The organism is Frankia sp. Mgl5 (assembly GCF_023242985.1).
GTDB classification, from domain to species: Bacteria; Actinomycetota; Actinomycetes; order Frankiales; family Frankiaceae; genus Parafrankia; species Parafrankia soli.
This window is the reverse complement of record NZ_JALKFY010000640.1, coordinates 1-24,564: the sequence shown is the minus strand read 5'-3', so window position 1 is coordinate 24,564 and position 24,564 is coordinate 1. Positions and strand designations below refer to the sequence as shown.

Here is a 24,564-nt window from a genome sequence, read left to right as displayed (position 1 = left end):
ACACATCCCCATATGATCGACACACGAACTGTCGAAGGAGGTGACCGGCCATGAGTAAGGGTGGCGGCCTCGGCGACAACTTCTACCTCGACGCCTACGACCTCTCCGGCGACGTCGGCAGCCTCGGTGAGATCTCCGGCGGCCCCGAACTGTGGGAGACCACCGGCATCAACAAGAGCGCGCTCGAGCGGATCGGCTTGCAGCGCGACGGCCGCGTCGAGTGGTCCAGCTTCTTCAACAAGGCGCCCGGCGCCGCACACCTCGCTCTGGCGGGCCTACCGCTGACCGACCGGGTGGCGTCCTACTTCCGCGGCACCGCGTTGGGGAGCGCGGCGGCGAGCCTGGTTGCCCTGCAGGGCAATTACGACGGCGAGCGGGGCGACGACGGGTCGCTCACCCTCTCCGTCGAGGCCCTGGCCAACAGCTACGGCCTGCAGTGGGGGGTTCAGCTCACCCCTGGTCGGAGGACCGACACGACGGCGACGAACGGCACCTCGGTCGATCTCGGGACCGGATCGATCGCATTCGGCGCACAGGCGTTCCTGCACGTCTTCGCATTCACCGGCACCTCGGCGGTGGTGAAGCTGCAGGAGAGCTCCGACAACGGCGCCGGCGATGCGTGGGCGGACGTGACTGGCGGCGCGTTCACGACGGTCACCGCGGTCGGCGCCCAGCGGATCGCCACGTCCGGCACGCAGACGGTGGAGCGCTACCTGCGGGCTGTCACCACCGGCACGTTCACGAACCTGCAGTTCGCGGTCAACGTGATCCGCAACGAGACGGCTGTGAGCTTCTGAGATGCGCACCCGGAGACCCCCGTCCCGCCTCGCAGCGCGGACCGCGCGAGACATCAACCCGAGGTGGATCCAGCGGTACGAGGTCCATGCCCCGCTGGGGTCGCACTGGCGGCACGCCACCTGCAAAGAGGTCGACTGCCGCAGCGTCCGCCCAGCGCGCTGCGAGGAAGTCGACTGCCCGAATTACCACAACGGGTGGCGCACGATCGTCCCCGACGGCGCGCACGCCGATCTCGCGCGCACCTCCGGCAGGCAGTTCATCGAGCTCCCCGCCGAGGGTGGGCTGATCGAGTTCCGGTTCGGTCCCGGGCAGCAGTGTTTCGCCCGGCATGCGGCGCTCGGCGGGCCCTGCCCGACGAAGGACAAGCACCTGGTGCAGCTCGGCAAACCAGGCCTGTACGTGCTCCGCCAGGGCGACCGCCGGTTCGGGAACGCGCCAGTCCGCCAGTTCACCGGTAGATCCGCCCCCGAGGACTGGCGGGACCACTTCTCGGAGCACCAGGAAAAAGTCCAGCGGGCGCGCGAGAACGCGCTCTAACGAAGGGAGGGTGACTCGATGGCGAAGGAAGGCGGCCTCGGGATGTCGCTCGCTGTCGATGACAGCGCCGGCACTGCCCGGACCATCAGCAATGACGTCACGTCTCTGAGCTGGGAGACGCCGCGTGAGGTGTGGGAGTTCACCGGCATCGATAAGAGCGCGGTGGAGCGCACGCTGCTCCTGGCCGATTTCTCGGTTGAGCTGAACGGCGCGTTCGACGACGCGACAAACTTTTCACACAGCGTGTTCCGGACGGTGCCGTCGACGACGGTGGCGCGGACGACGACGATCGGCGTGTCCGGGCAGACGCTGGCCGGTGAGCTGCTGTACAGCACGTACAGCCTGGAGCGTTCCGATTCCGGTGAGCTGACGTGGACCGCTGAGGGCAGCCTCGCGGACGGAACAACTCCGACCTGGACATAGGGGGCTGGCCATGGGTTTTATCCCCGACGAGGTCGTCTACAACGTCGACTTCTCCGACACCAAACTCGCCGGCCTGGAGATCTCCCTACGGGAGCTGTCTACCGACGAGCTGCTCACCCTGGGCGGGATGGCTGCCGCACTCAAGACCGGCGAGCAGTCGGCCAGCGACCTGGCCGCGGTGGACAAGCTGCTGACCTCGTTCGCGGACGTCATCGTCTCCTGGAACCTCGAGACGAAGAACGGCGGCCCGGAGCCGGTGTCCCGTGCGGCGCTGGGACGGCAGAGCCTGACACGGTTCGTGATGCCCGTCCTGAACGCCTGCCTCGATGCGATAAACGGGGTGGATGAGGACCTGGGAAAAGACTCGGCCTCTGGCAGCGACTCCCTGGTGGGGTCGCTGCCGATGGAACCGTTGTCCGTGAACCTCCCGAGCTGATCCGCGCACGGACTGTCCTCGGCCTGTGTCGGGAGTTCCACAAGCTGCCGTCGGAAGTGCTCGTCGAATCGGCGGAGCTGCTCCGGCTGCTGCGTATCGAATCGCTCGGTAAACCGCCCGAGCAGGACCAGGGAGGTGATCTCGGCTAGTGGCGAACTTGGTCGAGATCACCGTCCGGGCGCGTGACGACGCCACCCGGGATTTCGCGCGGATCACCCGGGGTATCGAGCGGCAGTTGGACAGGCTGCGCCGCAACCTGGATCAGGTGGCGCGGGATGTGGTCGCCCGTGTCGACGTCCAGATCACCGGCCAGGATGCGCTTGCTCAGCTGCGCCAGGACCTGGAGCGGATAGAGCGGTCCGTCAAGGTCAAGGTCTCGGTCACGATGGGCTCGGCGTTGCGCCAGCTCGACCGGCTGTCGTATGCGCTGAACGAACTGTCGTTCCGGGACGACCTTGAGATCAACATTCTCGTCGATATCGACAGTATCGAGGAGGTTCGGGAACTCAACAGGCTCCTCGAGCGGATCGAGCGGGACATCCGGGTTCGGGTCCGGGTGGATGGCGACGGCCTCAACGGGGCTGGGCTGGCGAACCAGATCGGCGACCTCGACAACAGGCTGTCCGGGCTGCGCGGCAGGCTGTCGGCGCTGTCCGCGCCGTTCCGGACGCTCGGCACGCTCGGCGCGGTAGCCGCGGGTGGGATGGTGAAGCTGACGGCTGGGGTGGTGGCCGCAGGGGCTGCCGCCGCGGCGACGCTGTCGTCCCTGTCCGGCATGGGCGCGATCCTGGCCGCAACGGCTCCGGCTGCCCTGCTCGCCGCCCCGGCGATCCTCACCATGGGCCAGGCGTTCGGGGTCCTCAAACTCGCCTCGGACGGGGCGAAGAAGCAGCTTGAGCAACTCAAGCCGGCCATGGACGACCTCAAGCGGGTGGCTGCCGACGCGCTCGGCCCGGGCCTACAGAAAGGCATCGACGCCTTCAAAAGCTCGCTTCCGGTCATCCGTGAGGGTGTCCGGCAGACGGCCACGGTGTTCGGTGAACTGGCGGAGAAGGCCGGTCAGGTGTTTTCCGGGCCGGCGTTCCGCGACGACTTGGCGCGGGTCATGTCAACGAACAGTCAGGCCATCCGCAATTTCGGTGATGCTGGGATCGCAGTCCTCGGATCTCTTTGGGATGTCGCTGTTGCCGGCCAGGGTGTGTGGCTACGCCTGTCCGAGGCCATCAACCGGGGTGCGCAGCGCCTGACTACATGGGTGGAGAAGGCGCGTGACAGCGGTGAGCTGACGCGCATGATGTCCCAGGCGATGGACGTCCTCGGCGACATCGCCTCGGTTGTCGGTAACGTTCTCGGCGGGCTGGGGAACATTCTCGCCACGGTCGGGTCGAACGCGCTCGTGATGCTCGCCCCGCTACAAAAGGTCACCCAGGAGTTCCAGGACTGGACGAGCATCCCGGCGAACCTGGCGCCGCTGGAGTCGATGCTGGTCGGGTTCCGCGTCGGGCTCGAGGGCCTGGTTGATGCGTTCCGGGGCGCGCTGGACGGTGCCGGTCCGCAGTTCGCCGCGCTGATGACGCAGATCGGGGCGACGCTGGCCACGGTCGGCCCAGTCGTCGGTGAGCTCGCCGGGTCGGTGATCTCCGCCCTGCTGCCCGCGGTGAACGCGATCCTGCCGCCGCTGACGTCGCTGGCCGCCACGCTGGGCGCGCAGCTCACGACCGCCATCCAGGCCGTAGCGCCGGAGATCGCCAGCATCGGTGTCGCGTTCGGGAACTTCCTGGGGGCGATCACCCCGCTGGCGGTGTCGTTGACGCAGATCGCCACGACGCTGATGACCGCGCTCGCCCCCGCCGTGAACCTCATCCTGCCGCCGCTCGCGACGCTCGCGACGACCCTGGGCACGCAGCTCGCGACCGCGGTGCAGCAGCTGGCGCCGTTCCTGGGCATGGTCGCCTCCGCGTTCGGGCAGATCCTCACCTCGCTGACACCACTGCTTCCCCCGCTCGGGCAGCTGCTGGTGGCTGTGGGGCAGCTCCTCGGCCCGCTGGCGACGCTGGCCGCGCAGCTTGTCGGGATGCTCGCGCCGGTGCTGGCGCAGTTGATCCCGATCGTCACCCAGGTGGCGCTGGCGATCGGCTCGGCGTTGCTGCAGGCGCTGTCCGGGTTGCTGACGGCGATCCAGCCGGTGCTGCCGGTGCTGGTGCAGATGGCGACGACGGTGGGAACGACGCTCGCGCAGGCGATCACCGCCGCGTCGCCGCTGATCAGCGCGCTGACGACCGCGATCGGGCAGATCCTCATCGCCCTGACGCCGGTCCTACCGCAGATCACGCAGTTCGCGACGGTGATGGGGACGACGCTGACGCAGGCGATCCTCGCGCTGACGCCGCTGATCCCGCAGGTCGCCACGCAGATCACCGGGATCCTCACCGCGGTGACGCCGCTGCTCCCGCAGTTGGTGACGCTCGCGCAGGACATCGGGACGCTGCTGGTGACGGCGATCAACGCGCTGCTGCCGATCATGCCGACGCTGATCCAAACGCAGATCAACCTGTTCAACGCCCTGGTGCCGCTGCTCCCGTCGATCTTGCAGCTGGCTCAGCTGTTCGTACAGGTGCTACAGGCGATCATGCCGGTGATCCCGCCGCTGGTACAGATCGCCGCGATCCTCATCGGGGCGTTCTCAACCGCGGTCACGACAGCTATCGGTGTGATCACGCAGGCCATCGGCACGTTCACCACGCTGTACACCACCCTTGCCGGGCCTGTGGTGGGTGCGCTCGGCGCGGTAAGTGGCGCGATCGGGACCGTGGTCGGCTGGTTGGAGCGGCTTATCGGCGCCGCCGGCCGGGCGGTTGGCGCGATCAGCCGGGTCATGGGCGCCATCGGTGGGCTCCCCGGCAAGGCGGTCGGCGCGGTGGGCGGACTGCTCGGGTTCGCGTCCGGCGGTGTCGTCGGCGATCTCCCTGCGGCGGCGTCAGGGCGGATCGGCTCCGGGTGGACGCAGGTCAACGAGCGCGGCGCGGAGATGATCCGCCTGCCGTCCGGCAGCCATGTGTACCCGGCCGGGCAGTCCGCGGGGATGGCCAGCCGGATGGCTGGCGCCGGGGGTGGCGGGGCGAACCTCGGCCCGGTCGAGATCCACATCACCGTCAACGGTGGCGATGGTGCGATGGCGCTCGCCGGGATGGTCCGCACCGAGATCGAAGACGCCCTCGGGCAGGTTGCCGCGCAGATCCGCGCCGGCGTGGGGAGACGCTGATGGCGACGACGACCGTCCGGCCCAACGGCACGAGTTTCCGTGGCCTGTGGACGATCGGCGGGGGAGCCGGCTCCGCGCACGCCGCCACCTCCGACAACAGCGACGCCACCTACATTCAGGCGGCGCCCGGCGGCTGGGTCTGCAGCCTGGACGTGGCCACACCCACCCTGCCGGCCTACTCGCAGATCCGATCGGTGTCGGTGCGGGTCCGCCGCCGTGGCGACTCGTCGGCGCCGTTGGATGTGGCGGTTGGGTATCAGCCGACGTCGGGCTCGTACCAGTCGCAGGTGCTGTCGGCGGGCGAGAAGCCGACGTCGACGATCGCGACGAAGACGTACGGCAGCTTGGTCAACGCGCCGGGTGGGGCGGCCTGGTCGTCGGCGATCCTCGCCGGCCTGCAAGTCGCGTTCGGGGCGGCTGGTACGGCGATCCGCGTGCACGAGGTGTATGTCGACGTCGTCTACGACGAGGCCCCCACCTGTGTGATCACCTCGCCGGTGGGGGATGTTGTCGGATCGCAGCAGCCGACGATCGAGGTCGTCTACTCGGACGCCGACAGCAGCCCGCTCGAGCGGATCAGGGCGAAGGTCTTCACGGCCGCGCAGGTGGCGGCGTTCGGGTTCGGCCCGGACACCACGGTCGCGCTGTGGGACTCCGGCGATGTGCTGACAGCGTCCCCGACGGTCACGGTCGACGAGTCGCTGCCGTTCGGCGACTACTCCGTGTACGCCAGGGTGGCCGACGCCGGGTCGGGGGGACGGTTCGGCCCGTGGGCGTCCGTGACGTTCAGCATCGGTGGGCATCTGCCGGCCACGCCGCTGCTGACAGCCACCGTCGACAGCACCAACCGGCGTGTTGCGCTCACGGTGACCCCGCGGGACAACCTGCTGTCCTACGGGCAGTCCACCGCCTACAAGGGCGCCGAGAACCAGGGCGACGGCTGGTACTCCGGGGACTTCTCGAACTCGACGGTGGACAACATCTCCACGTCGGCGCCGGCCACGGTCACCGCGGTGGAGACGTTCACCGGCGCGAACGGCGCCCTGTCCGCGGCGAACACGGACCTGACGTGGACGGTGCTGGCTGGCGCTTTCGCTGTCGCGTCGAACCAGCTCACCTCGTCCTCGGCGTCGCTGTTCGCGTGGGTTCGCTGCGAAACCGACCTCGGTTCGGCGGACCACTACGCCGAGATGGTCGTCAACGCCATGGCGCCGTCGACGAACCGGACCGCGGCACTGTTGCTACGCGCTTCCGCGTCGGCGATCACCGGCTATGTCGCGGAGCTGAAGGAGCAGGTGGACGGCTATGTGATCTGGCGGGTCCAAAACGGGGTGATCGTCAACAGCATCACGCCGCGTATGCCACTGCCGCAGCCCCTCGCGCTGCCCGCGACGTGGCGTGCGGAGATCCGCGGTAACGAAATGAGCGTCTACCTCGACGGGGTGCTGCTGAACACGCACACGCTGGACGGGGTGATCACGACAGGGTCCCGGTGCGGGATCGGCATGTACAACCCGGGTAGCACGGTCCTCGTCGACACTTTCGAGGCCGCTGACCTGACCGAGGTCGTCGGCGGCACCGATCTGGATGGGTGGCTGCTGCGGGTCACGTCGGCGGCGGCCCGGCAGGTGCGGGCGATCGGCGGCGGCCGGTACGGCTGGGGCATGCCCGCGCAGCCCGGGGAGGTCCTCACCGCCGCCATGTCGGCATGGCAGTCCGACAACCTTGCCAGGGACGCCCGGTTCGACATCGAGTGGTTCGGCGAGGACGACGCGCCGTTGACGAATCTGGTGTTTGAGGAGACGTGGACCGGGGCGAACGGGTCGGCGTGGGACACGGGCCGGTGGACATCCACCCATGCCGGCACGGCGACGAGCAGCATTCAGAACAACCGGGGTGTGCTGACCACCGGCGCGGTCGCCTACTCGAACCCGGCGCGGATGTACGCCTCCGGGATGGACGCGCAGGACGACTGTGAGGTCCTCGTCCTCGCTGTCCCATCGTCGACGTCGGCGGAGATGCGCGCGGTGATCGGGGTGCGCGGCGATGGGACGTGGAACGGGCCGAACCCGGGGCATCCGAACGCCGGCTACTGGGCCGAGGTCAGCCCCGACTTCTCCGCGGTGTTCCTGCGCGTCCAGGACGGCTCGTCCACCGTGCTCGCCACGGTCGGCATCACCATCCCCGCGCAGGGTGTGTATGTGCGGCTGCGGGCGCAGGGAACCACCCTCGGGCTGAAGGCGTGGACGGCCACCGAGCAGGAGCCGGCGACGTGGGGGTGGATCGGCGAAAACGCGATGTTCACGTCCGGGAAGGTCAGCCTGACGGCGAACAACGGCGCCGACGGCGTCTCCCGGACATGGACGTTTGACCATCTCACCGTCGACGACCTGAGCATGCATTCGTTCGGGTCGACGTTCACCACAGGCACCAGCGGGGATCTTGTCGCGCACTCCCGGGATGTGCTGGTGCCGGCTGGCGCCTCCTACGGAGTGCCGATCGCGATCGGGTTCTCGCAGGGGGCGGGCGAGGAGTTTTTGTTCGATTTCCTCGGGGCGATGCCCGGGTCGGGGCGTCCCTGGTCGCGGGGCGGCCTCGGGATTTCGAACGTGTATTCGACGAACGAATCGTGCTTCGAGGATCCGGCGGTGGGGGTGGCGGGCTGGGAGGCGTCGGATGACGCTTCGGTTGCCCGTGGGACCGGCTACGACCCGGCGCCGTCAGGCAGTGCGTTGGAGCTGGCGTGGGATGGCGGCAGCTTCCCGCCGGATGCGGTGTACGCCGTCGGCCCGGGGAAGACCGCGACGGCGGGTGAGGATTGGGCGGTCGCCGGCTGGCTGTGGCGGATCGCCGCCGGGGTGACCCTGCAGCGGATCGGGATCCGGTACACCGACAGCTCAGGCGGCACGCTCGCCGAGTCGTTCGGCGCGAATGTCCTGCCAGAGGTCGGCGTCGAGTTCGTGGACTCGTCGCACACGATGCGCGCGCCGGCTGGTACCGCGTTTGTGCATGCGGTGATGGCCGTGTCTGCGGTCGTCACCGGGGCGGGTGCGATCACTGCGGTGCGGCTGGTACCGGGCACCTCCGCGCCTGCTGTGTACCAGCCGGGACCGTCCGCGCGGGCGTACGCGCTGGTGGAGTACTCCGACGACGGCGGCAGCACGTGGGAGCAGGTGCGGGGTACCACCCGCGCCTACTACCCGGCCGAGCGTGTGATCACCGTCTATGACTATGAGGCGCCACCCGGGTCGGCGAGGATCTACCGGGCGAGCACGGCCGCCGTGGACTACGCCCTTGATGCAGATGGGGCGGCGGTGGCATCCGAGCCGTCGGCGGAGGTGTCGGCGAGCATGCCGGCGGACCGGTTCTGGCTGCGGGATGTGCTGACACCGGCGCGACTGATCGAGGTGTGGCACTCCGGGGACCTGGACCACACCAGCCGGGAGCCGCAGACCGTCCACGACACGCTCGGCCGCCGCAACCCGGTCGTGGTCAGCGATGTGGTGAAGGGCGAGGAGTTCACCTGGCCGTTGACGTTCACCTCGGCGGCTGCCTACGCGCAGTTCGAGGAGATGCGCGCGGGTGGCTACCCGCTGCTGTTCCAGGGCGATTTCGGGGAGCAGTGGCCGGTGAAGCTCGGCCCGGCCCGCCGCACGTTGCTGAAACGAAGCGCGGACCGGGCGAACACGCCTGTCCGTTCGGTGGAGATCACCGCAACCGAGGTTGACCGGCTCGACCCGGACCTGTCCAACGACGATGTGATCACTGATCTGGTTTGGGAGATCGTTTAATGGCCACTGCTCTGCCGCTCGACGAGACCGTGTCGGTAGGCGACACCGGCCACGCCCAGAAGCACTCCGATCTGGCGCACTACGTGAACTTGATCGCCGCGTTGACCGACACCGACAAGGAAGTGGCTGCGGCCACAACCAAGCTGCTGTCCGTGCTGCTCGCGGGTGATCTGCTGGCCCGGCTGGTGATCCGCGCGGACGGGACGATCGCGATGGGCGGCGCGCCGCTCACCGTGTCGACCGTGTCCGGCACGAGCACGGTCACAGTGACCACCACGGCGAACCACGGCTACGGCACGGCCGATGTGGTCAAGATCGCCGGGGTGGCCGGTCATGTCGGCTCCAACGGCACGTGGACGATCACTCGCACCGGGGCTACAACGTTCACGCTCAACGGCGCGGTGGGCAGCGGCTCGTACACCTCCGGGGGGCAGGTGCAACGCCTCCTCGGCACCTCGGGCAGCGCGAACGAGGGCGTGTGGAACTTCGTCGTGCCCGAGGGGGAGAACACCCGCTACGGGATGGTCATCCGCCTCAACAGCTCGTCACTCAAGTCCGGGCTCAAGGTCGTTGACCACCAGGGCTCGGACATCCTCTTCGTGAACCCGACCGGCGGATTCGGGTTGCTATCGGCGGACCCCAACGACTCGATCTCCACCGCGACGGGGACGGCCACTACCAACCGGAAAGGCTCGCTGAACTCCAACGGCCGGCTGAGGATCGCCGGAGGAGACCCGGGTGGCGGGGATGGCGTTCTCGCGCTCGGTAACGCTGTCACGGCGCCGACCAGCAACCCGGACGGGACGCACACCGTCGAGGGCTCGTATACGACCACCGCCGGGACGGTCGCTTGGAGCCGGGGCGGCCGGCCTCGGGCGCGGACCTCGGTCGGGCATGAGGACGAGCTGCTCGCGTCAGTGCACCGCCGGGAACTCGTCGTCGCTGCGACGGGGTCGAGTACGACGCTGGGCTCGTACGGGATGGCGACGCCGACTGTGGCGACGACGAACATCACGGCCGCGGTGGATAACCAGGCCGCCGGGCCGATGAACTCGTACACGACGACGGCCGCATCCGGGGTGGACGCTGGGGTGCTCTCCGACTTCGGCCGGATCCAAGCCAGGTGGGCGCCGTACTTCTATGGGCGGATCATGACGGACGCGTCGGCGGTCACGTCTACGCGGCTGGCGGTTGGCCTGGTCTCCGCTGAGATCGCGGCGGATGCTGGGCCGGCGTCGACGGGCGCGTACGCGGTCGCGTCGGGTGCCTGGTTCCGCTATGCGACGGATGTCGACGGCACCGCGTTCTGGCGGACGGTCACATCAGACGCGGCGAACGCCACCGTGACCACGACCACCGCGGCGATCGCCGCCAACACCTCCTACGAACTGATCGTCGAGGTGAACTCGGCGGCCACGTCGATCCGGTTCTGGGTCAACGGGACCTTGGTCGCGACGCACACAGCCAATCTGCCGGCGGCCACGACGGCGCTCGGCTACACCGCCCGGCTCCGAACCCTCGCCGCGTCCGCGAGGGCGTTGCGGTTCGGCCGTATCAACCTGTCCGCCCTGTAGGCGGCCCGGATGGCGTACGAGGTTTCCGACCGGTTCAAGGCCGCGGTCACGGCTTCCTACCAGGTGGCGGCCGAGGCGGAGATCATGCGCGGCGGGGTGGTGGTCGCCACCGACCTGCGGGTTACCGGCGGCAGCATCTCCGTAGCCCGGTCCGCCGACGTGCGCCGAACCTGCCGGCTGGCAGTTGTCGGGGTGCCGCGGGAACTGATCCCGACGAGCCGGCAGCGGACCCCGCTGGACATCTACGGCAACGATCTGATCATCCGTGCGGGTATCCGCTACCCGGACGGAACGTCGGAGTTGGTCCCGCAGGGCGTGTTCACGATCACCGACTCGGAGCTCGTCGACACCTCGGACGGTGTCGAGGTCGCTCTGAGCGGATCGGACCGGGCCGAGCGGATCGGCGAGTCGACGCTGCTCGAGCCGTGGGCGACCGCGAACGGCACGGACGCGGTGAGCGCGATCACCGCGCTGGCGCAGGACCGCTATCCCCTCGTGGAGATCGTGAACTTGACGAGCGCGACCGATGTGTTTCCCGCGCACATCCTCGAGGAGAAAGCGTCGCCGTGGGCGGACGGGATTTCGACGTTCGCCGCCGCGGTGGGCGCGGAAACGTATTTCGACCGGTCGGGGCGGCTGACGATCCGGGACGTGCCGGATCCGACGGTGCAGCCGGTGGCCTGGCAGCTCATCGAGGGCCCCCGGTGCACGGTGAAGGCGCTGCGCCGCACCTACAGCAAGTCGCACGGTGGTGTGAACGCGGTCGTGATGATCGGCGAGGGCGTCTCTACCGTGCCGGTGCGGGCGGTCGCCTACGACTTGGACCCGGAGTCGCCTACCTACTGGTATGGGGACTATCCGCAGCGGCCGACGTGGGAGCAGTCGAGCCTGATCACGACGACGGCGCAGGCGCAGGCGGCGGCGGATGCGCGCGGGCGGGGCCTGTTCGGGTTGACGGAGCAGGTGACGGTGACCTGCGTCCCGAACTACGCGGTGGACGAGGGCGACCTGCTGTACGTGCGGCGTGAGCGTAGCGGTTTCGACGATGTGGTGATCGTCGACTCGATCTCCCTGCCCGTCGATGACGAGAGCGACATGCAGATGACCTGCTGGCTACGCAGGACGGTGAGCTGATGAGCCGCAATCCGGTGGGTGTGGATCTGGCCGCGACGATTGTGCAGGAGCAGCCGGCGGGCGCCGTGTCGATGCGCACATGGGTGATCTCGGCGGTGAACGCGGGCCCGCCGAAGTCGCTGGACCTGACGGTGACGGCCGGCGGGAAGATCGCCGGCGCCGGGGTTCGTTACGCGGATTCGATCACCACGCCGACGGTCGGGGATGTGGTGGTGGTGCTGGTGACGCAGTCGGGTGGGTCGGGGCGGGGTGGTGGCCGGCAGCACGGCGGCGCACCGTTCGTGATCGCCCGGATCGCGGTGTGAATGGTGCGAATGGTCCGTGTTGTGCGCGCCGAGGGGATGATCGGTATAGGTCGGGCCTATCGTGTCGGTAGGTGTTGTCTATGCAGGGTGGGGGCGGTATGGCCGGGGTGAGTGTGCCGCCGTGGGACGACCACGTGGCGCTGTCCGCGCGGGTGACCGAGCTGGAGCGCCGACTGTTCGAACATGTGGCCGACCACGGGCCGGACCCCACCCCGGAACCCGAACCCGAACCTGAGCCGGCCGGGTTCTGGCCGTCGGGTGGAAGCCCGAACATCAACAGCGTGGCGGCGTCCACGCAGTTCGGTGTCTGGCGCGGCCGGCCGGTCGACGATGGTGACGTCGCGCTGTGCTACCCGACCCGCGACAACTGGCAGACGCTGGTCTCTGCAACGTCCGGGCAGCCGGGCCTGTGGGTGAACTCGCCGATCACCCCGGTCATCCAGATGCCGTTCTTCCCCGCGGGGGGCTACTCGTACGCCGCCGCGGCCCGCGGGGACTTCGTGCCGCAGTGGCAGCAGTTCGCCCGGAACTGGAAAGGCCGCCGCAAGTGGATCAGCCCCGGGTGGGAGGCGAACCACAACCGGCTGCACTACTGGTCCGGCCCGTCGTCCAACTCTCAGAACTACCGGTCGTACGACGAGTACGTCGACACGTTCGACCTGTTCGGGAAAACGGTCCTCGAGGTCGACCCGGACGCGCAGATCATCTGGACGATGAACGGGCACGACAGCCCCGGATTCGCGGCCGACCGGTATCCGGCGAACGACCCGCGGAACATCCTCCCCGACCCGAAGTACCTGCGGGCGATCGCCGTGGACTACTACGACCACTACCCGCCGTCGACCCGGGTGCCGTTCGACAGCGAGGCGGCGGCGGTGAACGGGGTCCGCTGGTACGCCGACCTGGCGTTCTCCCTGGGCCTGCAGTTCGCCGTGCCGGAGTGGGCGGTCAAGAACAACACCGCGCTGGACGGCGGCGGCGACAACCCGGCGTTCATCACGAACATGCACAAGGTGTTCACCGAGGCGTGGAACCGGCGGCTGCCGGACGGCCGGCGGCTGCTGGCGTTCGAGTGCTACTACGACGACCTGCCGCAGAAGATGAACATTTCGCAGGGCCAGAACCCGAAGGCGGCGGCCGAGTACAAGCGGCTGTGGGCACAGTGACGTGATCCGTCTCTACGCCCTGACCGGCACCGTGACCGGTTCGCCGTTGCTCGCTCAGGCGGCGACCGACGGCGGCGGGCTGGGCCTGGACACGCTGGTACAGACCGGCGTCACGGGCACCTTGGCGGCCGTGCTGATGGTGTTCGCCCGGACCGCATACGCCAGGGAGACCGCTCGCGCGGATCGGCTCGAGGAGAAGCTCGACGAGCTGAACCGCACCGTGCTGGAGCGATATGCGGGCGCGTTAGCGGAAGCGGCGCGGGCGGTCGCCGACGCCACCACAACGCTGAGTCGGGTGCGGTAATGCCGGACCGGACTCGCCTGTCTACCGACGCGGACCATGCCCGGATCCGGCTGGACGGGCTTGCGGACCGACTTGCGGATCTGGTGGCGGACCTGCGTCACGAGATCGACCGGCTATCCGAGGACGAGGGAGAGGGGGGTGGCGGTGAGCGAGCCGATGCCAGCGGGGGCGATGGGGACGTTGACGCAGGCAGTTGAGGAGCTGGCCGAGGAGGTCAAGCGGCTGCGCGGCGACCTGGGGCGGCGTACGCGCCGGCTGTGGCGGTGGGTGCTCGGCGCGGTTCTGGTCGGTGCCACGGCGTTGACAGTGGTCATGGTCTATCTGGTCGGTGCGGTCGCGGATATCCGGCAGAACGAGAAGGCGAGCTGCGTGGCGTTCGCCAGCGTCGGCCGGCCGGAGCTGCTGTCGGAGCGGTCAAGCCCCCTGGCGCGGGAGATCGTCGGAACGCACGAGCTGGCGGCCCGGGAGATGGGCTGCTCGGGATGATGGCGCCGCCGATGCTCTACCCGTCGGCCGAGTTCCGCCCGGTCCGGAACACGTCCGGGTTCATGGTGGAGCCGACTCGGGGCCTGATCCCGCATGTCCAGGTCGGCCGCAACAGCCTGTTCGGCTGGTTCGACAACCCGTCCAGCCAGGTCTCCGCGCACCTGTGGCTGAGCGAGACGGGCGACTTCGAGCAGTACGTCCCGTTCAACCGCCGGGCCTGGGCGCAGGCCGCGGGCAACTCGTACTGGATCAGCGTGGAGTGCGCGGGCTTCGACTCCGAGGACTACACCCCGATCCAGGTCCAGCGCCTGGCCGAGCTTTACGCCTGGGGGATGCGCGAGTTCGGGTGGGCGCCGCAGGTGACCGACTCGCCCGACGGCTACGGGCTCGGCACGCACCGGATGGGTGGCAAGGCGTGGGGGCTGCACAGATGTCCGGGGCCGATCCGGGCCGGTCGACGCGGCGACATCCTGCGCCAGGCCCTGGCCATCAACTCCGTCCAGCAGCTCAGAGAGGACCCTGACATGCCGCTGACGCCGGCCGACTGTGAGGCGGTCGCCGACACCGTGCTCGGCAAGCTGTGGGAGCAGATGGGGGAGCGGCCCCAGGGCGCGGCGGCCGACTGGCACCAGCCGTTCCAGGCCCACGCCGGCGCGGTGCTGCGGCGTACCTACGAGACCTCGGGCGACGCGATCGCCCGCCTGGACCGCATCGAGCGCGGGCTGTCGGCCGCGGCGCCGGCGGCCGCGCAGGCGATGGTCGCCCCGCTCCCGCTCGCCACCCTGCTCGACGCCGTCACCCGACTCGACGCGGTCGACGCCATACGCCTGGCGCATGCGGCCAGCGCGCACGCCGTGGGCCTCGTCCCCACCCAGTCCCACCCCGAGGAGACCCTGTGAAGTTCGAGCCCGTTCTGATCCTCGATGCCGTGAAGTACGTCCTGCTGGCGCTGGCCGGTACGGGTGTGCTGGTGCTGGACGACGCGACCCAGCAGTGGGTCATCGGCCTGGTCGGTGCCGTGCTGGCCGTGTGGACGACGTGGGAGACGCGGAAGCGGGTGACGCCGGTCGCGAAGCTGGACGCCCGGTAGCCTGCGGGGGCGTTCCCCCCTGACGCAGCGAGCGCCGGTCACCCCACCCGGGGTGGCCGGCGTTTCGTCGTGTCAGGGGTGTGCGGCGCGGGCTAGCCTGCCGGCAGGTGCTCCTGCGGGAGGCATCTGCGGCGGGGCCCCACCTGCAGGGGAACGCGGGTGGGGCTTCGTCGTGTCCGGGGGCGACACGGGCCGTGGTGCTGGGGCTGGCGGCGCCTGGCTGGGTAGTCTGCCGCTGTCCGATGGCCCATGTGGCGTAGCCCCGCTCATCTCACCCGCCGGTGAGGTGGGCGGGGCTTCGTCGTGTCCGGGTCGGGCTGGGGAGTCGGGTAGCGATCTAGTTCGCCCGGACCTGGAAGCTGACCGTCCGGTCCCCATCCGGTGGCTGGCCTTCGATCTTCGCTTCCCAGTAGTAGCGACTACCGGGCGTCAGCTGCATAGATGCGACGTTGACCGCGAATGGGACGCTGAGCGGTGAGCCCTTCTTGATCCCTGGCGGGCGGCCGACCTCCATCTGCGCCTCAACTCGCACCGGCTGCGGGCCTAGGGGCCCCTGATGTATGACCGGCTCACCGTCCTCCTCAAGAAGCTCGAGGCTCAGAGTGAACGGCGTGTTCGAACGATCCCAGGGGACCTCGACGAGGACTGCGAGCGCGGAGGGGAACGGTCCTGGTCCGGCGATATTCCAGCCCCCGCCGAGAATGAAGAGCTTCCCTGCGGATACCTGAGCCGCATCACACAGGATCATGGTGAGTCTCATGCAGAGACGGTCTCCTTTGGGACTTTGATCTCTGCCGTGGTCACACGCTGGTGGACGGCGTGCAAGGCGGTTCCGCCAGCGGTTCCGGCCAAGATCAGACTCACGCCTGTGGCGGACACATGGAGATCGTTGATCAGGTCAGGGAACCTCTCGTCAACGATCACGTCTTCGCCGTAGATGAAGTGCAGACCCTCGCGGACCCGCTCGCGGGCCTGCTCCCGGGTGTCACCACCGGCAGCCCAGCCCGACACCTGCTCGGACTCCGCCCACCACAGGCCGTCTTCCTCGTGGTACTCAACAGTGATCTCAACCATGTCAGCCTCTCCCCAGGAGTCGCAGAGCCGCATCGTCGCTGAGTTCGATGGTCTTCACCAGATACTTTCGGACCACACCCGGTGGTACGTCGTCGCCGTCGGCGTACGAGATCGTCAGCCGGGGCCGTCCTGGGGCCTCCAACATCCGATGCGACCCGCTTTGCCGTGTCACCTCGTAGTTCAAGGGTTCTCGGCGCAACACCGCGATGAGCTCGCGCGCCTTCATCCGGGGAAACTGCGCCACGACGCGCAACGTTCCCATACGCCGCCAACTCTGGCAGAAGCGGCCTATCCGTGCCAGCTTCCGCCGGCCGAGGGCTCTCTGGCCTGCCACCTCCCGGCAGGGCCGGCCGCCGTCGTGTCCGGGGTCTGGCGGCGCGCCGTGTCGGGTGCCGTGGTCGTCACGGCACGGCAGGTAGCCTGCCGCTGTTCGGTGGCGGACACGACGAAGCCCCGCTCATCCTGGCGACGGGTGAGCGGGGCTTCGTCACGTCCGGGGTCAGACGGGTGGGGTGCGGTCGTAGCCGGAGTCCTCGGGTGGCTCCGAGCCGGGGCCGAAGCCGTCCGCCCACGCGGTCCGTAGCGGATTCCCGTGCGGGCAGGTCCCCGACTCCGGCACCGGCTCCACGTGGCCCGTACGCCGGAGCTGGTCGCCGCGGTCCCGCCGGCATCGGTTGCAGGCGACCATCGACAGCATCCGCACCATCGGCCTATCCGCCGGCTGCTCCGCGGTCACTTCTTTTTCACCTTTCCCGTGCCGTTGCACCTGGTGCAGTCGACTTCCTGGGTGCCGGTGAAGCGGCCGTCCTGGTCGCCTTCGACGACGTCCCGGGTGACCTTGGTGGTGCCGTTGCAGGTCGGGCAGTCGGCGAACTCGACGGACTGGACGTTGCTGCCGGTGGTGCCGCCTTTGCCGCCGCGTTTGACGCCGTCACGGCCGGTGGACGCGCCGCCCTCGGTGCTGCCCCGCTTGTTCCACGCCATGCCGTCTCCCCGTGTGCGCGCCGTCGCGGATGTTCATGGTAGATCGATGATCGCCCGCCCGGGGAGCCCGGACGGGCGATACGGTCGGGCACGTTCCCGCCCAACACGACTGGGCGGGAACGCCTAAACGGCTGCTGAAACCGCACTCCGGACCGGCGTCCAGTCGCCGCCGCGGCCCCGTGCCTCCTGTGCCAGCGTGCGGGCGTTACTGGCCAGCCAGGACGGCACCCCGCGGGGCCCGGACACCGACAGCGCATCCCGCGTTGTCTGCAACGCCCCGTCCCACTGGCCGACCGCGGCGTACCCGTGCGCCGTGTAGACGGTGGCGGCGGAGCCGATGCCGGGCTGGCCGGCGGTTTCCGCGCGGGCGGTGGACAGCCAGCGGGCACCCTGGGAGAGCGCGCCCGCGCGGATGGCGGCTCGGCCGGCGTAGGCGTGTAGATGCCCCGGGCCCCACCGTGGGGTGACCGGCAGCCCAGCCTGGATCTCCTCCGCGGTGCGCAGGATGTCGAGGACGGTGCCGGCCGGTTCGCCGCGGTTCGCCCGTGCGATGGCCTCCAGCGCGCGGGCTTGGACGCCGACGACGGTCTGTCCGCCTCGTAGACCGGCGGTTTCGAGCATGTCGATCGGCTCGTCGCCGTTCGGGGCGTACCGGCCGTAGATCTCCCCGGCGATCAGCTCGGCGTGGGCCTGGAGTGGCCCGTCTCCGGCCTGCGCGGCGGCGGTCTGGGCCCGGTGGACGGTGGCCGCGGCGGCCTCCGGGTCGCCGGCGTCGTCTTCGGCCTGGGCGAGCATGACGAGGGTGGTGGCGCCGAGCGCGGCCCAGTCGCCGGCACCGACGCGGCCGCGGCCGACGATCCCGAGTCGGGTCTCGATGGCGTAGAGCCGGGCGCGGAGGGTCGCAGGGGGAAGGGTTTCCCACTGGTCGGCGACGGCGTCGAGTTCGGCGGCGATCCGCTCACGTTCGGCGGCGGACGTGTCGATCTGGTCCATGGTCACGAGCCGGCCGCCGATCGCGAGGCCGGACGCGGCGAGGGTGCCGAGGGCGAGCCCGCGGCGGGTGATGGGTGGCATGGGGTCTCCCTGGTGGGTGGTCTCTGGTGCCCAGGGTGAGCGTGTCTCTGTTGTGCGTCCATGGCCTCTCCTGATCTGGCGGGATGATCTGTGCTGCGCACGGTAGTAGGGATGTGCGCTTTCGGTGAGCAAAAGTTGCGGGGGTGTAACGGCGGCGATCAGCCGTGGCCAGCCGCGATCCGCCCGGGTGTGACGGTCTGTAGCAGAGTCGCGAGTCGTGTCACGAGTCGCGTCGTGTCGCGTCGCCCGCCTGGCAGGAGTCGCCCCCGGGAAATCCCAGGCATCGAGGGCCGGTCGGCGCGACGCGACTCACGACGCGACTGGCGACGCGACTCACGACTGTGACTCTCCGTCGCCGTCTTCGATGTCGGCGGGCTCCGGGTAGTCGCCGTGGACGTACCGGCCACCACGGCGGCGGTGAACCCGGCCGGCGCGGTGCTCGGCTTGGAGCCATCCCTGGACGGTTTGCCTGCTCGTCGCGGTGGTCGTGTCCCCGGCGGTGGTGAGGGCCTCGGCGAGGAGGTCTGCGAGGGCTTTCGGGCCGATGCCGTCTCTCCCGGCGTCCAGGAGTAGGGCGAGGGCGGCACCGCGGCGGTCACCGGCGCGGGCGAGGCGCACAGCGGCGGACTCCCGTTCCTCGGTGGCGGCGAGGATCCCGGCGAGCACGTCGTCATCGGCCGGGCCGGCAGGGCCCGGCTGGCCGGCCTCATCGGCTTCCCGTTCGGCGCGGAGCCGGGCCGCGGTGGCGTCCATCCGGGCGACCGCGGCCCCCATCGACTCGGTCGGCGCGGCCGGGGCCTGGTCGACGACGGCCGCCGCTGGTCGCACGGCCGGTGCGGTCGAGTCGGCAAACAGCCACGCGACCCGTGCCGGGTCCCACCGGCGGGCCCACGCCTCCCCGGCCGCCCGAGCGCTGCCTTCGTCGAGGTCGACCGCCCACTCGTCGGTCCGGATCGCGATCTCAGCGATGGTGGACGGGGCCAGGTTCGGCGCGATGTACGGCCGGGGCAGACCCTCGTCGATCTGGATCCAGGATCGGCCCTGCCGGGCGGTGTCGGTGGAGGACAGGCCACGGGCGCTGCCGAAGGTGTGCGTGGCTTCGTCGAGGCCGCCGCCGGTCTGGATCCGGATCGGGGCGTGGGCCCGGTAGTCGGTGCTGCCGAGGCTGGATCCGATGCCGCGCAGCGCGCAGAACCACACGTCGCAGCCCGGGTTCCGCATCTCCTTGTTGATGGTGAGGAGAAGCCCGCCGAGGTACTGGCCGCGCCGGTCCGCGCTGCCCCCGGCGGACGTCTCACCCTCGTCCACGATGATCGTGATGCGGGGCAGGTCGGGGCCCAGAGGGATCAGGGTGGTGTCGGCGTCCTGCCGGGCCTGCACGGTCGCACCCTTGCGCCACCGGCCGATGTCCAGCACCGCCTCCGCCATGAGGATGCCCTCCTCGACGTCGGCGCCGACCCAGACGATCGCGGGCCGGTCCATCCGCCCGTCGAGCCATGGCTGGAGCCAGGGCCGGGACAGGTCCCCGCCACCGGACAGGTCGATGATGCAGACCAGGTGGCCGACCTGTTCCCGGGCCCGTCCGATCAGGCCGTGCAGTGTGGTGCTCTTCCCGGTGCCGGGTGTGCCGACGACGAGCACCTTCCGCTCACGCCAGTTGACCAGGGTGGGGAACGAACTGCGGTATCGGCCGATCACGGCGTCGTCGGTGACCTCGGACTGCGGGCCGTGCTCCCATGTCAGGTCATCGGCCAGGGTGTCGGCGGTCGCCACGAAGAGTAGGAAACGGCTTTGGTCGATCCCTTCTGCTGCTTCAACTCCGGCGCCTGCGGGGAGCTCGGCCAGCGAGCCGAGCCGAGCCGTGACGCCGGCGAACTGGTCGAGGGTGGCGCCGGCCGCCTTCACGTCCAGGGTGTAGCCGGGCTGGACCTGCTGCCCGTTGACGTCGACCGGGTCCCACCGCTCCAGCCCGACGACCTTCGCGTCGCGGATCCCGAGGTTGCGGAGCCAGGTCTCCCACTGGGCGCCCTGGTCGTCGCGGGCGCGGGCCTCGACCCGGTCTGCCGCGGTGACCTCGAGGCGCTGGTCGCGGCGGTGCAGCGCGGGGGCTGCGAGGGTGGCGGCGACGGTGCCGATGGCCAGGCTGGCGAGCATCCCGACCCGCCACGGGGAGCCGGCGAGGGCGAGCCACAGCCACACTCCGGCGCCGACCCACAGCACGATCCGCAGGGCGAGGGACAGTCGGGACAGGTCGCGCCCGCGGGCAGCGATGAGGCTGCCGGCGGCGGCCGCGGCGACAGCGGCGACGGACCAGACGGGCGCCAGCTGTGCGGCGTGACCGACGGCGCCCAGGGTGAGGAGCGCCCCACCGATGTTCACTGCGGCGGACGCGGGGCTGAACGTCCAGTCGGGGCGGGTGGACGGCCAGCGCAGCGCGCTGCGGCTCATCGGGCGTTCCACTTCTTCTCGGCCTGGACGCCGTTACGGGGGTTCTCGAGGCGCTCGATGTCTTCGCGGTGCGCGCGGCGGGCGCCGGGCGCGACTTCTTCGGCGGCGCCCTGCACGGCGGACACGGCCCGGGCCATGTCGTGGAGGAGCGCGGAGACCGCGCCGGCGGCGGGGAGCTCCTTCTCCGTCTTCTCTGCGAGCCTGCGGATCATGAGTTGGAAGTTGCCGGCCATGGCGGGGAGCTGGCCGAGGTGGCCGATGTAGTCCTCCATGTGGTCGGGTTCGTACCGGGTCATGGCGTCGGCGGCTTCGGCGAGGAGTTGTGCGGGGGCCCAGCCGTGGGGGCTGCGGTAGGGGTCGGGTGTGGTCACGGCGGGCCTCCGGGTCGGGTCGGGTGGGGGGATGGCGGGCGCGGGTCGGGCGTGGGGCCGGCCAGCGGCGCGGGTTCGGGCCAGGCGGGTCGGGGGTCGGGCCGCGACGCCGGGCGGGGCTTGGACGTGGGGCCGGACTCGTCCTGTGGGGGCCGGGGCGGGGCGGGTCGTCCTGCGGGTCGGCGCGCTGGCCACCCGGCGGCCGAGCTGGGCGAGCCGGCCGGCGGCCCGGCGGGGTCGACCTGCGGCGCGGGTCGAGGTCGACCCGTGTCCGCGTGCTGGGGTCGACCCGGGCCGACCTGACCTGTGGCGCCGGCCGGGCAGGCTGAGGCCGAGCGTCGGCAGCCGGAGGCCGCCGCGCCGCCGGCTCGTCCCGCTGGCGGCGGGCTGCCTCGAGGCGAACAGCGACGGCCGCCGGGTCGACCCGGTGCGGGCCGGAGCGCTCCCCGCAGGTCGACCCGCACTGCGTCCGGCCGGTGCCGTGGCGGTCCGACCCGGGGTCGCGCGGGGCCGGCCGGCAGTTGACCCGGCCCGGGTGGGGGCCGGCCCGGCAGGTCGACCTGCTCGGGTCGCGCGGGTCGACCTGCCCGGGGTCTGGGTCGGCCCGCGGCTGGCGGAGGTTCGGTGGCCGCGGCGGGCGTAGGTGGCGATGGCGGTCCCACCGGCGCCAGCGACACCGGCGGCGGCGAGGCCGACCACACCGGCGGCGGTGTAGACGCCGGCGCCTGCGGTGACGAGGACCTCGGCGCCGATGGCGAGGAGGGCACCGGGGGTGAGGGGTCCGACCCCGGGCTCGGGTGGGGTCGGGTCTGGGTCGGTGGTCATGGTTCTCCTGACGCGTCGACCCCGGGACCGCGTGGGCGGTCCCGGGGCGGGTCGAGGTCGGGTCGGTCAGGCGGTGCGGCGGGCCGGGTCGGCTTCGTCGGCCTGGATCGCGAGCCAGCACGCGCGGGCCCGGTCGCGGCCGATCCCCATCCGCCGCCGGATCTGCTCGGTGCTCGGGGCGATCTGGTCGCGGCGGAGGGCGGCGACGACGGCGCGGGCCCGGTCGAGGTCGGCCGGGTCGACCTGGTCGGGGACGGCGTGGAGTTCGGGTCGACCTGGGGCCGGGGTCGGGTCGACCTGCCGGGTCGACCTGGGGTCGACCTGCGGGGCTGTGACCTGCGCGGTCGGGGCCGGGCTGGGTTGGGTCGGGGTCGACTCCAGTGCCGGGGTCGGGTCGACCTGCGGCGGGTCGAGGTCGACCTGGGTCGACCCGCGGGGCCGGTCCGGGTCGGGAGGGGTCGACCCGGCGAGCTCGGCGACTTGGGCCTGCTCGCGGGCGACCTGCCGCTGCATCGCGAGGAGTGCGCGCTGTGCGCCGAGCTGGGAGCGGCGGCCAGCGAGCCACTGCCGGTCATCCGAGGACAGCGGCGCCCGGGTGGCGCGGTCAAACATCCACCACAGCCCCTTGGCGATCAGGGACACGGCGGCACCCGCGCACGCGGCGGCGAGGCCACTAGTCCGCCAGCCCTCGACGCCGAGGGCGATCACGGTGACGGCGACGAGCGCCCAGCCGCCCCGGTCCACAACGGCCCGCCGGTCGGGCTGGTGACGGACGAGGTAGGCAATGACGCCGGTGACGATCCATGCGGCGTCGAAGGTGGCCGCGGCGAGGGTGGCAGCCCACCCGCCGCCGAGGAGCCGGGCGATGGACACCGTCGACCAGACGACGGAGAACGTGGTGAGGACGACGATGACCGTTACGGCCGCGCGGGTCGCTAGGACGTCCCAGTCGCGGGGCGGCACGGGCTCGACGATCTGCTGCTCGCGGATGACGGGCATGGTCTGCCCGTTGATGGTGTGGGTGCCGGGGACCTGCACGGTCCGGGTGCGGGTCCTCATCGGGACTCCCCTCCGGCGCTGACGGCGCCGGTGTGGACGAGCCACCGGTGTCGTTCGGCGTTCTCGGTGAGGTCGGCGTGGGTCTGCCCGGTGATGGTGAGGGGGCAGCGGGGGTGCTCGCAGGGCTGGCTGTGGCGCCGGGTGACGGTGGGCATCGCGGGCGCGCTGGGGGCCTGCGGCTGGCGGCGAAGGCGGAACTTCATCGGGCCACCACCGCCGCGCCGGCCGGGTGGGCCCAGGCGAGATCCTGCGGCTGGCCCAGGACGCCAACGATGCCGATCAGGACGAGCGTCGCCGTGGTCATGGCGTGGCCGGTGGGGGTGCGGGAGGTGACCCAGACGCCGGCCCGGGTCTGGTAGGCGGCCCAGAGGGCGCCGGCGAGGAGGAGGAGCGCCGGTGCGATGCGGAGGCTGGTGAGGGTGGCGGCGGGCTGGTAGGTGGCGGTGACGGCGAGGAGCGCCAGGGCGACGGCGACGGCCGCCGGCCAGGGCTTGAGCTTCGGCGGCGCGGTGAGGGTGGGGTGGTCCAGGATGGTCACGGCTTTCACTCCCGGTAGGTCGGGTGGTGAGGGCTGCACGGCCCCGGTCGGGATGGGCGTCCCGGCCGGCGGCCGTGTCGATCAGGGCTGGGGTAGCGAGTCGTAGATCCAGGCGCAGCCGAAGATGACGGCGGTCAGGACGGCGATGCCGAGGGCGATGGCCCACCACGGGTTGTCCTCGTTGCCGCTCACAGGGGCCACAGCCGGTAGGTGACGATCGCCGCGCCGAGGCAGTACAGGGCGGCGCCGCTGCCGACGATGCCGATGGCGAGCCCGCCGAGGGTGACGGCGAGTCCACCGAGGGCGCGTCCGGTGAGGCTGCGCCCGGGGGCCGGGGCGTGGGGCTGGGCGAGCCGGTGGGGCAGCGTGGGGTCGAGGTCGATCACGGCGCACCGCCCGTCTGCCCCTGGGTCTTGGCCGCGCACCCCGCGCATCCGGCCGGGCAGAGGACGCCGAGCTTGCGGGCGGCGCGGCGCTGCTCGCGGGTGCCGTGCGGGTCGGCCTGGATGCCGCGGATGCGGATGGTGGCGGGGTGGCCGCCGGTGCCGCCGCTCGGTCCGCTGGTCCGGCCCATCAGACACCGCCGGTCTGTTCGGCGGCGGCCAGCTCGGACAGCCGGCGCATGGCGGCGTCCGGGTCCTCGGCCGGCTCGGTGTCCACTGCCAGCGCCGCCCGCCGGGCGTTGAGCGCGGCGTCCAGCTCGGCACGTCGCTCGACGTAGGCGCGCCGCATGGCGAGCATCTCTCGGACTCGCGCCGTCACGACGCGCATGTCGCCCGCGGCGAGCGCGACGGCCAAGACCTCGACATGCACGGTGGAGATGGACAGCTCGGCGGCGGCCGCGGTGTAGTCGGCGCAGGCGGCGAAGTCTCGGCGAGCGCGGGC

General features: G+C 70.9%; 28 protein-coding genes. 14 read left to right on the top strand and 14 right to left on the bottom strand.

What is annotated here, in order from left to right:
- Positions 1-50 precede the first annotated feature (50 nt).
- The 14 genes from MXD62_RS19930 to MXD62_RS19865 all read left to right on the top strand — a co-directional run bounded on the left by MXD62_RS19930 (position 51) and on the right by MXD62_RS19865 (position 15,306).
- Entirely contained in the window at positions 51-797 is a 747-nt protein-coding gene (locus tag MXD62_RS19930) for a hypothetical protein (RefSeq protein WP_248831032.1), read from the top strand.
- Position 798: 1 nt separating this feature from the next.
- Complete coding sequence (locus MXD62_RS19925; RefSeq protein WP_248831031.1) at positions 799-1,335, top strand: hypothetical protein; 537 nt, start codon at positions 799-801, stop codon at positions 1,333-1,335.
- Positions 1,336-1,353: 18 nt separating this feature from the next.
- Positions 1,354-1,758: a hypothetical protein gene (locus MXD62_RS19920; protein WP_248831030.1), complete on the top strand. Its 405-nt coding sequence runs from the start codon at positions 1,354-1,356 to the stop codon at positions 1,756-1,758.
- 10 nt (positions 1,759-1,768) lie between these two features.
- Positions 1,769-2,194: a hypothetical protein gene (locus MXD62_RS19915; protein WP_248831029.1), complete on the top strand. Its 426-nt coding sequence runs from the start codon at positions 1,769-1,771 to the stop codon at positions 2,192-2,194.
- 148 nt (positions 2,195-2,342) lie between these two features.
- On the top strand, positions 2,343-5,456 hold the full coding sequence (locus tag MXD62_RS19910; RefSeq protein ID WP_248831028.1) for a hypothetical protein: 3,114 nt from the start codon (positions 2,343-2,345) through the stop codon (positions 5,454-5,456).
- A complete protein-coding gene (locus MXD62_RS19905) occupies positions 5,456-9,247 on the top strand; it encodes a hypothetical protein (protein WP_248831027.1) in 3,792 nt (1,263 codons plus the stop codon). The genes MXD62_RS19910 and MXD62_RS19905 overlap by 1 nt, the downstream gene beginning before the upstream one ends.
- On the top strand, positions 9,247-10,821 hold the full coding sequence (locus MXD62_RS19900; protein ID WP_248831026.1) for a hypothetical protein: 1,575 nt from the start codon (positions 9,247-9,249) through the stop codon (positions 10,819-10,821). The genes MXD62_RS19905 and MXD62_RS19900 overlap by 1 nt, the downstream gene beginning before the upstream one ends.
- A 9-nt stretch (positions 10,822-10,830) precedes the next feature.
- On the top strand, positions 10,831-11,955 hold the full coding sequence (locus MXD62_RS19895; protein WP_248831025.1) for a DUF5047 domain-containing protein: 1,125 nt from the start codon (positions 10,831-10,833) through the stop codon (positions 11,953-11,955).
- Entirely contained in the window at positions 11,955-12,260 is a 306-nt protein-coding gene (locus MXD62_RS19890; protein WP_248831024.1) for a hypothetical protein, read from the top strand. Before MXD62_RS19895 ends, MXD62_RS19890 begins: the two co-directional genes overlap by 1 nt.
- Before the next feature lie 98 nt (positions 12,261-12,358).
- Complete coding sequence (locus MXD62_RS19885) at positions 12,359-13,426, top strand: hypothetical protein (RefSeq protein ID WP_248831023.1); 1,068 nt, start codon at positions 12,359-12,361, stop codon at positions 13,424-13,426.
- Position 13,427: 1 nt separating this feature from the next.
- A complete protein-coding gene (locus tag MXD62_RS19880) occupies positions 13,428-13,730 on the top strand; it encodes a hypothetical protein (RefSeq protein WP_248831022.1) in 303 nt (100 codons plus the stop codon).
- Positions 13,731-13,874: 144 nt separating this feature from the next.
- Complete coding sequence (locus MXD62_RS19875; protein WP_248831021.1) at positions 13,875-14,216, top strand: hypothetical protein; 342 nt, start codon at positions 13,875-13,877, stop codon at positions 14,214-14,216.
- Positions 14,213-15,115 (top strand): peptidoglycan recognition family protein, encoded by a 903-nt coding sequence (locus MXD62_RS19870; protein WP_248831020.1) that lies wholly within the window; start codon positions 14,213-14,215, stop codon positions 15,113-15,115. The genes MXD62_RS19875 and MXD62_RS19870 overlap by 4 nt, the downstream gene beginning before the upstream one ends.
- A complete protein-coding gene (locus MXD62_RS19865; RefSeq protein WP_248831019.1) occupies positions 15,112-15,306 on the top strand; it encodes a hypothetical protein in 195 nt (64 codons plus the stop codon). Before MXD62_RS19870 ends, MXD62_RS19865 begins: the two co-directional genes overlap by 4 nt.
- 337 nt (positions 15,307-15,643) lie before the next feature.
- Here the strand turns inward: MXD62_RS19865 and MXD62_RS19860 are convergent, their stop codons facing one another.
- From MXD62_RS19860 to MXD62_RS19795, 14 genes are all read right to left on the bottom strand, one after another.
- Positions 15,644-16,066: a hypothetical protein gene (locus tag MXD62_RS19860; protein WP_248831018.1), complete on the bottom strand. Its 423-nt coding sequence runs from the start codon at positions 16,064-16,066 to the stop codon at positions 15,644-15,646.
- A complete protein-coding gene (locus MXD62_RS19855; protein ID WP_248831017.1) occupies positions 16,063-16,380 on the bottom strand; it encodes a type II toxin-antitoxin system HicB family antitoxin in 318 nt (105 codons plus the stop codon). The genes MXD62_RS19860 and MXD62_RS19855 overlap by 4 nt, the downstream gene beginning before the upstream one ends.
- A gap of 1 nt (position 16,381) precedes the next feature.
- Positions 16,382-16,624: a type II toxin-antitoxin system HicA family toxin gene (locus MXD62_RS19850; protein WP_248831016.1), complete on the bottom strand. Its 243-nt coding sequence runs from the start codon at positions 16,622-16,624 to the stop codon at positions 16,382-16,384.
- A gap of 255 nt (positions 16,625-16,879) precedes the next feature.
- Entirely contained in the window at positions 16,880-17,116 is a 237-nt protein-coding gene (locus MXD62_RS19845) for a hypothetical protein (protein ID WP_248831015.1), read from the bottom strand.
- Positions 17,113-17,364: a hypothetical protein gene (locus tag MXD62_RS19840; RefSeq protein ID WP_248831014.1), complete on the bottom strand. Its 252-nt coding sequence runs from the start codon at positions 17,362-17,364 to the stop codon at positions 17,113-17,115. The genes MXD62_RS19845 and MXD62_RS19840 overlap by 4 nt, the downstream gene beginning before the upstream one ends.
- A gap of 123 nt (positions 17,365-17,487) precedes the next feature.
- Positions 17,488-18,438, bottom strand: a complete 951-nt coding sequence (locus tag MXD62_RS19835; RefSeq protein ID WP_248831013.1) for a hypothetical protein — start codon at positions 18,436-18,438, stop codon at positions 17,488-17,490.
- Positions 18,439-18,771: 333 nt separating this feature from the next.
- Positions 18,772-20,886 carry a type IV secretion system DNA-binding domain-containing protein gene (locus MXD62_RS19830; protein WP_248831012.1) on the bottom strand — a complete coding sequence of 705 codons (2,115 nt, stop codon included), beginning with the start codon at positions 20,884-20,886 and terminating at the stop codon, positions 18,772-18,774.
- On the bottom strand, positions 20,883-22,082 hold the full coding sequence (locus MXD62_RS19825; RefSeq protein ID WP_248831011.1) for a hypothetical protein: 1,200 nt from the start codon (positions 22,080-22,082) through the stop codon (positions 20,883-20,885). The genes MXD62_RS19830 and MXD62_RS19825 overlap by 4 nt, the downstream gene beginning before the upstream one ends.
- 66 nt (positions 22,083-22,148) lie before the next feature.
- A complete protein-coding gene (locus tag MXD62_RS19820; protein ID WP_248831010.1) occupies positions 22,149-23,141 on the bottom strand; it encodes a hypothetical protein in 993 nt (330 codons plus the stop codon).
- Positions 23,138-23,344: a hypothetical protein gene (locus MXD62_RS19815; RefSeq protein ID WP_248831009.1), complete on the bottom strand. Its 207-nt coding sequence runs from the start codon at positions 23,342-23,344 to the stop codon at positions 23,138-23,140. Before MXD62_RS19815 ends, MXD62_RS19820 begins: the two co-directional genes overlap by 4 nt.
- On the bottom strand, positions 23,341-23,679 hold the full coding sequence (locus tag MXD62_RS19810) for a hypothetical protein (protein ID WP_248831008.1): 339 nt from the start codon (positions 23,677-23,679) through the stop codon (positions 23,341-23,343). Before MXD62_RS19810 ends, MXD62_RS19815 begins: the two co-directional genes overlap by 4 nt.
- A gap of 188 nt (positions 23,680-23,867) precedes the next feature.
- The gene (locus MXD62_RS19805; protein WP_248831007.1) at positions 23,868-24,065 is read right to left on the bottom strand and encodes a hypothetical protein; all 198 of its coding nucleotides are present in this window, start codon (positions 24,063-24,065) and stop codon (positions 23,868-23,870) included.
- Positions 24,062-24,253 carry a hypothetical protein gene (locus MXD62_RS19800; RefSeq protein ID WP_248831006.1) on the bottom strand — a complete coding sequence of 64 codons (192 nt, stop codon included), beginning with the start codon at positions 24,251-24,253 and terminating at the stop codon, positions 24,062-24,064. The genes MXD62_RS19805 and MXD62_RS19800 overlap by 4 nt, the downstream gene beginning before the upstream one ends.
- A partial coding sequence (locus tag MXD62_RS19795) for a hypothetical protein (protein ID WP_248831005.1) occupies positions 24,253-24,564 on the bottom strand: 312 nt, incomplete at its 5' end. The genes MXD62_RS19795 and MXD62_RS19800, both read right to left, overlap by 1 nt.